Source organism: Cellulomonas sp. IC4_254 (genome assembly GCF_011603975.1).
GTDB lineage: Bacteria > Actinomycetota > Actinomycetes > Actinomycetales > Cellulomonadaceae > Cellulomonas.
In genome coordinates, this window is the sequence record NZ_JAANNB010000193.1 from 1 (window position 1) to 7465 (window position 7465).

The 7465-nt window shown below is 76.7% G+C and carries 7 protein-coding genes; 6 read left to right on the forward strand and 1 reads right to left on the reverse strand.

Annotated features, from left to right (window positions below; all coding sequences use genetic code 11):
- Positions 1 to 127: 127 nt before the first annotated feature.
- The gene (locus G6556_RS15670; RefSeq protein ID WP_166943450.1) at positions 128 to 1261 is read right to left on the reverse strand and encodes an acyltransferase; all 1134 of its coding nucleotides are present in this window, start codon (positions 1259 to 1261) and stop codon (positions 128 to 130) included.
- A gap of 214 nt (positions 1262 to 1475) precedes the next feature.
- Between G6556_RS15670 and G6556_RS15675 the strand changes: the two genes are divergently transcribed.
- The 6 genes from G6556_RS15675 to G6556_RS15700 form a co-directional block, all read left to right on the forward strand.
- A complete protein-coding gene (locus G6556_RS15675) occupies positions 1476 to 2312 on the forward strand; it encodes an STAS domain-containing protein (protein ID WP_166943453.1) in 837 nt (278 codons plus the stop codon).
- A complete protein-coding gene (locus G6556_RS15680) occupies positions 2312 to 2713 on the forward strand; it encodes an STAS domain-containing protein (RefSeq protein ID WP_166943456.1) in 402 nt (133 codons plus the stop codon). Before G6556_RS15675 ends, G6556_RS15680 begins: the two co-directional genes overlap by 1 nt.
- Positions 2710 to 3126 carry an ATP-binding protein gene (locus tag G6556_RS15685; protein ID WP_166943459.1) on the forward strand — a complete coding sequence of 139 codons (417 nt, stop codon included), beginning with the start codon at positions 2710 to 2712 and terminating at the stop codon, positions 3124 to 3126. The genes G6556_RS15680 and G6556_RS15685 overlap by 4 nt, the downstream gene beginning before the upstream one ends.
- Complete coding sequence (locus G6556_RS20295; protein WP_166943462.1) at positions 3114 to 4139, forward strand: ATP-binding protein; 1026 nt, start codon at positions 3114 to 3116, stop codon at positions 4137 to 4139. Before G6556_RS15685 ends, G6556_RS20295 begins: the two co-directional genes overlap by 13 nt.
- Entirely contained in the window at positions 4136 to 5893 is a 1758-nt protein-coding gene (locus tag G6556_RS15695) for an ATP-binding protein (protein ID WP_205693584.1), read from the forward strand. Before G6556_RS20295 ends, G6556_RS15695 begins: the two co-directional genes overlap by 4 nt.
- The coding region (locus G6556_RS15700) for a fused response regulator/phosphatase (protein ID WP_166943466.1) at positions 5890 to 7465 on the forward strand (1576 nt) is incomplete at its 3' end. The genes G6556_RS15695 and G6556_RS15700, both read left to right, overlap by 4 nt.

Sequence of the window (7465 nt, forward strand, 5' to 3'; positions counted from 1 at the left end):
CGCGGGGCACGCCCCGGGGGCCCCGCGTCGCCGAGGGAGTACCCGACACGTCGAGTGGTTACCCGCGGGGTACTCGTTCGACGTGTCGGCTATCCCCTCGCGGACGGGGCCGTGGACGGGACCGTGGTCAGTCGGCGGGCGCGGCGGGGCTCGGCACGCGGGCGTGGTCGGCACCGCTCGGCAGGAGGCGGTGGCGCAGACGGGCCGCCGGGCGCTCGACCAGCCACCAGCTCGCCGTCGCCGCCAGGAGGGTCAGCACGACCCCGAGCGTCCCGCCCGCGAGGTCCCGGGGGTCGCCGAGCCACTGGGTGATCGGCAGGTTCCACAGGTACGCCGCGTAGGACACGGTGCCGAGCGCGACCACGGCCCGCACCGGCCCGCGCGCCCGCCAGCGCGACCCGGCCGCCAGCAGCACCAGCACGGCGGAGGCGACGGCGACCGCCGGCACCACGGCGAGGTACATCCACGGCGAGGTGTCGAGCCCCGGGACGAGGGCCAGCCCCGCGAGCAGCGTCAGCAGCGTCCCCGCCAGCCAGCGCTGCCCGACCGGTCCGGCCGGCAGCGCCCGGGACACGCGGTCCCGTCCGAGCCGCAGCGCGCAGCCGAGGAACAGCGCCACGGACCACGACGTCGGCAGCGCGTACACGCGGGCGACGTCGGGGGCCTGGTAGGCGATGGTCGCCGCGCAGAGCAGCAGCGAGCCGGCCACGCCGAGCGCCAGCACGCCGCGCACCCACCGCCGGCGCCACGCGAACGCGAGCACCACCGGCCACAGCAGGTAGAACTGCTCCTCGGTGGCGAGGGTCCACAGGTGGAAGAACGCGCCGCTGCCGTGCGGCAGGTACGGCAGGTTCGAGGTGTAGGTCAGCGCCGAGAGCAGCGTCCACGGCACCTGCGAGGGGCCGGCGAACCACCCGAGCAGGCCCTCGACGACGAGGTAGCCGGCGAGCACCAGCGCCAGGGGCGGCAGCAGCCGCAGCGCGCGGGCCCCGTAGAACCGGCCCCAGCGGACCCGCCCGTGCCGCTCCAGGTCCCGCACCAGCAGGCCGGTGATGAGGAAGCCGGACAGGACGAAGAACAGCGTCACGCCGACCATGCCGCCCGAGCCGACCAGCGCGCCGTCGGCGTGGGTGAGCATCACCAGCGCGATGGCGACGCCGCGCAGCGCGTCCAGCCCGGCGACCCGGCCTGCGGGGGAGGTGGCTGCCGCGCGGGCGGCGGCGGTGCGCGGCGCCGCGCGGTTGGCTCCGGCAACTGTCACGCGCAGACCGTAGCCTCGCTCACACCGTTTCGCGGGTATTTGTCCCGTTTGTCACCCGCGTGGCCGGTCCCGCCCCTGGTCGCACGACGGAGGCCCGGCGCGCGGTCCGTGCCCCGCCCGTCGCCCGTCGGGCGCCCCGCTGACCTGCGCTGTAGCATCACGCCCGCGCCCGCCCCCCGGCGAGCCAGCCGCACCCGAACGGAGACCTGAGCAGATGCCCGGAGCCGACGCCGCCCGCCTCGCCGAGATCCTGGAGAGCCGGCGCGCCGACATCTCTGCCGCCTGGCTCGACGCGGTCATCACCGAGCTGCGCGGCCGGACCACCCGCTCCGAGGCCGAGCGCGAGCAGGGCGAGATCCTGGACGCGCTGGTCGGCGGCCTCCGCCACGGCGGCCTCCGGCTGACCGACCCGGCGTTCGACGGCCTGCGCGGCCTGCTCGCGGACCTCTCCGCGACCCGCGCCCGCCTCGGCTTCACGCCCCGCGAGACCGCGGTCGGCGTGTTCGCCCTCAAGGAGGGCCTGTACACCCTCGCCGCCGACGAGCAGGGCACCGGCCTCGTCGAGCTGATGTCCCTGGTCCGCCTCGTCGACGACCTCGGCCTGTTCACGTTCGAGTCCTTCGCCGCGGCCCGGGAGGCCATCATCGCCGAGCAGGCCGAGCAGCTCCTCGAGCTCTCCACCCCCGTCGTCAAGCTGTGGGAGGGCGTCGTCGCCGTCCCGCTGGTCGGCACCCTCGACTCCGCCCGCACCCAGGTCGTCATGGAGAAGCTGCTCCAGACGCTCGTCGACACCGGCTCCGAGCACGCGATCATCGACATCACCGGCGTGCCGGCGGTCGACACCCAGGTCGCCCAGCACCTGCTCAAGACCGTCGTCGCCGCGCGCCTCATGGGCGCCGAGTGCACGATCTCCGGCATCCGCCCGCAGATCGCGCAGACGATCGTCGCGCTCGGCATCGAGTTCGGCGACATCAGCACCAAGGCGACGCTCGCCGACGCCCTCGTCGCGGCGCTGCGCGCGAACGGGACCGCGAAGTCGGCGATCGGCTGATGGACGCCGTCCCCATCCTCAAGCTCGGGTCGACCCTGCTGGTCTCGATCCAGGTCGACCTGCAGGACCAGACCGCCCTGCAGCTGCAGGAGGACCTGGCCGAGCGGATCACCCAGACCGGCGCGCGCGGCGTGCTGATCGACATCTCCGGGCTCGAGATCGTCGACTCGTTCATCGGCCGGATGCTGTCCTCGATCGCCGGCATCTCGCGCGTGCTCGACGCGACCACGGTCGTCGTCGGCATGCGCCCCGCCGTGGCGATCACGATGGTCGAGCTCGGCCTGCAGCTCGACGGCGTCAAGACCGCCCTCGACGTCGAGAAGGGCCTGCGGATGCTCCGGCCCGCCGACACGACCTCCCCGGAGGCGCTCCTGCTCGGGCTCGACGCGGACCGGGCGTGACCGCCGTGGAGCCGGACGCGGCGCAGCGGCTCGCCATCGCCACGGACGGCGACGTCGTCCGGGTGCGGCAGGCCGTGCGCGCGCTGGCCCAGGGGGCCCGGCTCTCGCTCGTCGACCAGACCAAGCTGGTGACCGCGGCGAGCGAGCTCGCGCGCAACACGCTGATCTACGGGGGCGGCGGCGAGGCCGTGCTGTCCGAGCTGACCAACGGGCGGCGCACCGGCGTGCGGGTGGAGTTCCGCGACGACGGCCCGGGGATCGGCGACCTGGACCAGGCCATGACCGACGGGTGGACCAGCGGCAACGGCCTCGGCCTGGGGCTGTCGGGCGCGCGCCGGCTGGTGGAGCAGTTCGAGATCGACACGGCGCCGGGCGCGGGCACGCGCGTCACGATCGCCTCGTGGTCGCGGTGACTGCGGACGCCACCGTCGAGGACGTCGCCTGGATCACCGCCGACCACGTGAGCGCCGCCGGCGCCGCCCGGCGGGCCGCGGCCGCCCTCGCCGAGCGGGTCGGCATGGGCCCGGACCGGGTCGGCGAGATCGGCCTCGCCGTCACCGAGCTGACCGCGAACCTGGTCAAGCACGCGGGCTCGGGGGCGGTGCTGCTGCGGCTGCGGCACGCCGCGGCCGGGCCGGTCGTCGAGGTGGTCACCGCGGACTCGGGGCCGGGCATCGGGGACGTCGAGGCGGCCGTCGTCGACGGCACGTCGTCTGCCGGCACGCTCGGCATCGGGCTCGGCGCGGTCGTGCGGCTGGCGTCCACCTGGGACGTGTGGAGCCGGCCGGGCCAGGGGACCGTGCTGACCGCGACGTTCGCGTCGGAGCCCGGCGCGCCGGTGCCCCCGCGCACCGCAGTCGGGATCACCCGGCCGATGACCGGAAAGGAGGTCTGCGGCGACGCCTACGCCGTCCGCGAGGACGACGGCGTGCGGACGCTGCTGCTCGCCGACGGGCTCGGCCACGGGCCGCTGGCGGCGGTGGCGAGCGCGGAGGCCGTGCGGGCGTTCCGCGCGGCGCCCCCGGCCGGGCCGGCGGACCTGCTGCGCGCCGTGCACCGGGCGCTGTCCGGCACCCGCGGGGCCGCCGCGGCGGTCGCCCGCCTCGACGGGGACGCCGTGCGCTACGCCGGCGTCGGCAACATCGCGGGGGTCGTGGACGACGGCCGCACCCGCCGCGCGATGATCAGCCACCCCGGCATCGTCGGCGCGCAGGCGCGCACGATCCGGGAGGTGGCGTACCCGCTGCCGACGGGCGCGGTCGTCGTCATGCACAGCGACGGCGTCACCGAGCGCCAGTCGTTCGAGCCGTACCCGGGCCTGCTCGGCCGGACGCCGCTCGTGGTCGCCTCCGTGCTGCTGCGCGACTTCGGCGTGCGGCGGGACGACGCGAGCGTCGTGGTCGCGCGCGCGGGGGTCGCGGCGTGAGCCCGCGCCGGTCGCTGCCGCCGGCCGGGCCGCTGCGCGAGCTCGCCGTGGTGGAGATCGTGGGCGAGGGCGACGTCGTGGTGCTCCGCCAGGTCGGCCGCGAGGCGGGCGAGCTGCTCGGCCTCGACCGGCAGGACCAGGTGCGGCTCGCGACGGCGCTCTCGGAGGTCGGCCGCGAGGTGGTCGCCGCGGGGCGGGGCCGGGCCGTGCTGCACGTGACCGCGCCGCCCCACGTCGGGCTGGTCGTGCACGTGCACGGCGCGCTGCGCCCCGGGGCGGCGCACGGCGCCCTGACCGGCGTCGCGGCGGCGGAGCGGCTGCTCGACGGGGTCGAGGTGGCAGACGGCCCCGACGGCCGGGTCGTCGTGCTGCACAAGGCGCTGCCGGGCGAGGCGCTCCTGGGCGGCCGGTTCGACCGGGTGCACGAGGCACTGGCCCGCCCGCGGTCGGCCGACGCCCTCGGCGAGCTCCGGGTGCAGAACGCCGAGCTGGTCCGGGCGCTCGACGCCCTGGCAGCGCGCGAGGCCGAGCTGGTCCGGGCCAACGAGGAGCTGGAGGAGACCAGCCGCGGCGTGCTCGCGATGTACACCCAGCTCTCCGACGAGCTCGAGGAGACGAACAGCGGCGTCGTGGCCCTGTACGCGGAGCTCGACGAGCGGGGGCGCCAGCTCGCCGCCGCCAACGACGCCAAGACCCGGTTCCTGCGCAGCGTCAGCCACGAGCTGCGCGCGCCGGTCAACTCGATCCTGGGCCTGGCGTCCCTGCTCGCCGACGGGGACCTGGACGCCGACCAGCGGGTGCAGGTCGGGTACCTCGACGCCAGCGCGCGGGCGCTGCTCGGCATGGTGAACGAGCTGCTCGACCTCGCGCGCGCCGAGTCGGGGCGCCAGCACGTGCGCCGGGTGCGGGTGGACCTGCCGGCGATGCTGGCCGAGCTGGCCGGGACCGTCCGGCCGCTGCTGCGCCCCGAGGTGGAGCTGCGCGTCGAGGTGACCGCGGACCTGGTGCTGCACACCGACCCCGAGCTGCTCGAGCGCGTGCTGCGGAACCTGCTGACCAACGCGGTGAAGTTCACCGAGTCCGGCGCGGTCACCCTGCGTGCCGGCCGGGCCGCCGACGGGCGGACGGTCGTCATCGCGGTCGAGGACACCGGGCTGGGCATCGCGCGCGAGCACCTGGACGAGGTGTTCGAGGAGTTCTTCCAGGTGCCGAACCGGCTGCAGCCGTCCGTGAAGGGCACCGGGCTCGGCCTGCCGTACGCGCGGCGGGTCGCCGAGGCGCTGGGCGGCTCGCTGGAGGTCGCCAGCGAGGTGGGCGAGGGCAGCACGTTCACGCTCACCCTGGAGCGGACGGACGTGCCGACGCTCGGGCGGGTGCTCGTGGTCGACGACGAGGAGCCGAGCCGGGTGGTCCTGCGCGGCCTGCTCGCCGACGCCGCCGCGGAGGTCCTGGAGGCGCGCGACGGCGCGGAGGCGCTGGCCGCCCTCGCGCCGCCCGCCGCGCTGCCGGACGTCGTGCTGCTCGACGTGCGGATGCCGGGCACGGACGGCCCCGCCACCCTGGCGGCCCTGCGCTCCGACCCGCGCACCGCCGGGCTGCCGGTGGTGCTGATGTCGAGCGCCGAGCCGCCGGACGCGGACGCGCCGTTCCTGGACAAGGCGCAGCTGGACGCGGCCGGGCTGGCCCGGGCGCTGCGCGCGGCCGGGGCGCCGGTGGCCGCCGACGGCGCGGCCACGGGGGAGCAGGGCCCGTGACCGCTGCCGTGGAGGCCCCGCGCCGGGTCCTGGTCGTCGACGACACCGAGGCGCACCGGTACGTGATGGCCAGCTGGCTGCGGCGCGCCGGCTACGCCGTGACCGAGGCCGGCACCGGCCGGGACGCGCTGGAGCTCGCCGCGGGCCACGACGCGGTCGTCCTCGACGTGAACCTCCCCGACATGTCGGGGTTCGACGTCTGCGAGCGGATCAAGGCCGACCCGGCGACCGCCGTCCCGGTGATGCACGTGTCCGCCACGTCGATCGACGCGCGGTCCCGCACCTCGGGCCTGCAGCGCGGCGCCGACGCCTACCTCGTGGAGCCGCTCGACCGCGAGGAGTTCCTGGTGACCGTCGCCGCGCTGTGCCGGTCGCACGCCGCCCGCCGGGGCATCACCGAGCACGCCCGCCGGCTCGCGGACCTCGCGGCGGCCGTCGTGCCGCTCGCCTCGGCGCGCTCGCTGGACGACCTGGTGGCCCGGGCGGCGGAGGGCGGCGCCACGGTGTTCGACGCGCCCGTCGTCGTGGTCGCGACCGCCCCGGACGGCATGGCGACCCGCGTGGTGTCCCCGGGGCCCGGCGGCGCGGTCGTCCGCGGCCGGCTGCTCGCCCCCGCCACCGAGCCGCCCACGTCCGACCCGTACGACGTGCCGGCCGCCGACACCCCGGGCGTGTGGCGGGAGATGCTCGACCGGGCGGGCGTCGCGACCACCGCGTGGCACGTCGCACCGCTCACCGACGGCGCCGGCCGGGTGATCGGCGGGTTCGCGGTGGGCGCGCCGGAGGCGTTCGGCGCCGAGGAGCGGGAGCTCGCCGAGCAGCTGCGCGCCGCGCTCACCGGCGCGCTCGCCACCCTGCGGTCCTACGCGCAGGAGCACCTGGTCGCGCTCACCCTGCAGCGCTCGATGCTGCCGCACACGCTGCCCGCGCCGACCGGGGTGCGGATGGCCGCGCGGTACAGCGCCTCGGACGCCCAGCTCAGCGTCGGCGGCGACTTCTACGACGCCGTCGACCTGCCCGACGGCCGGGTGGCGGTCGTGATCGGCGACGTGCAGGGTCACTCGCTGCGCGCGGCGACCGTCATGGCGCAGCTGCGGTTCTCGCTCGGCGCCTACCTGCTGGAGGGCCACCCGCCGGCGCGGGCGCTCGACCTGCTCAACACGCTGCTGCGCCGCAGCCACCCCGAGCTCGTGACGGTCTGCGTCGCCGTGGTCGACCTGCGCGACGGCGCGATCGAGGTCGCCAACGCCGGGCACCTGCCGCCGCTGCTCGTCACGCCCGCGGGCGCCGCGTACGTGCGAGCGTCCTCGCCGCTGCTCGGCGTGCCCGCGCCGGGGGAGCGCGCTGTCGCCCGGGTCGCCACCGACGGGCCGTGCACCCTCGTGCTCGTCACCGACGGGCTGCTGGAGCGGCGGTCCGGGAACCTGCGGGACGCGCTCGACCGGATGGCCGCCGTGGCCGCGGGCGTCGGGACGCTGGAGCCGGACGACCTGTGCGACGTCCTGCTGCGCGAGTTCGACAACGCCGACCAGGACGACGACGTCGCGGTCCTCGCGGTCCACCTCACGGGCG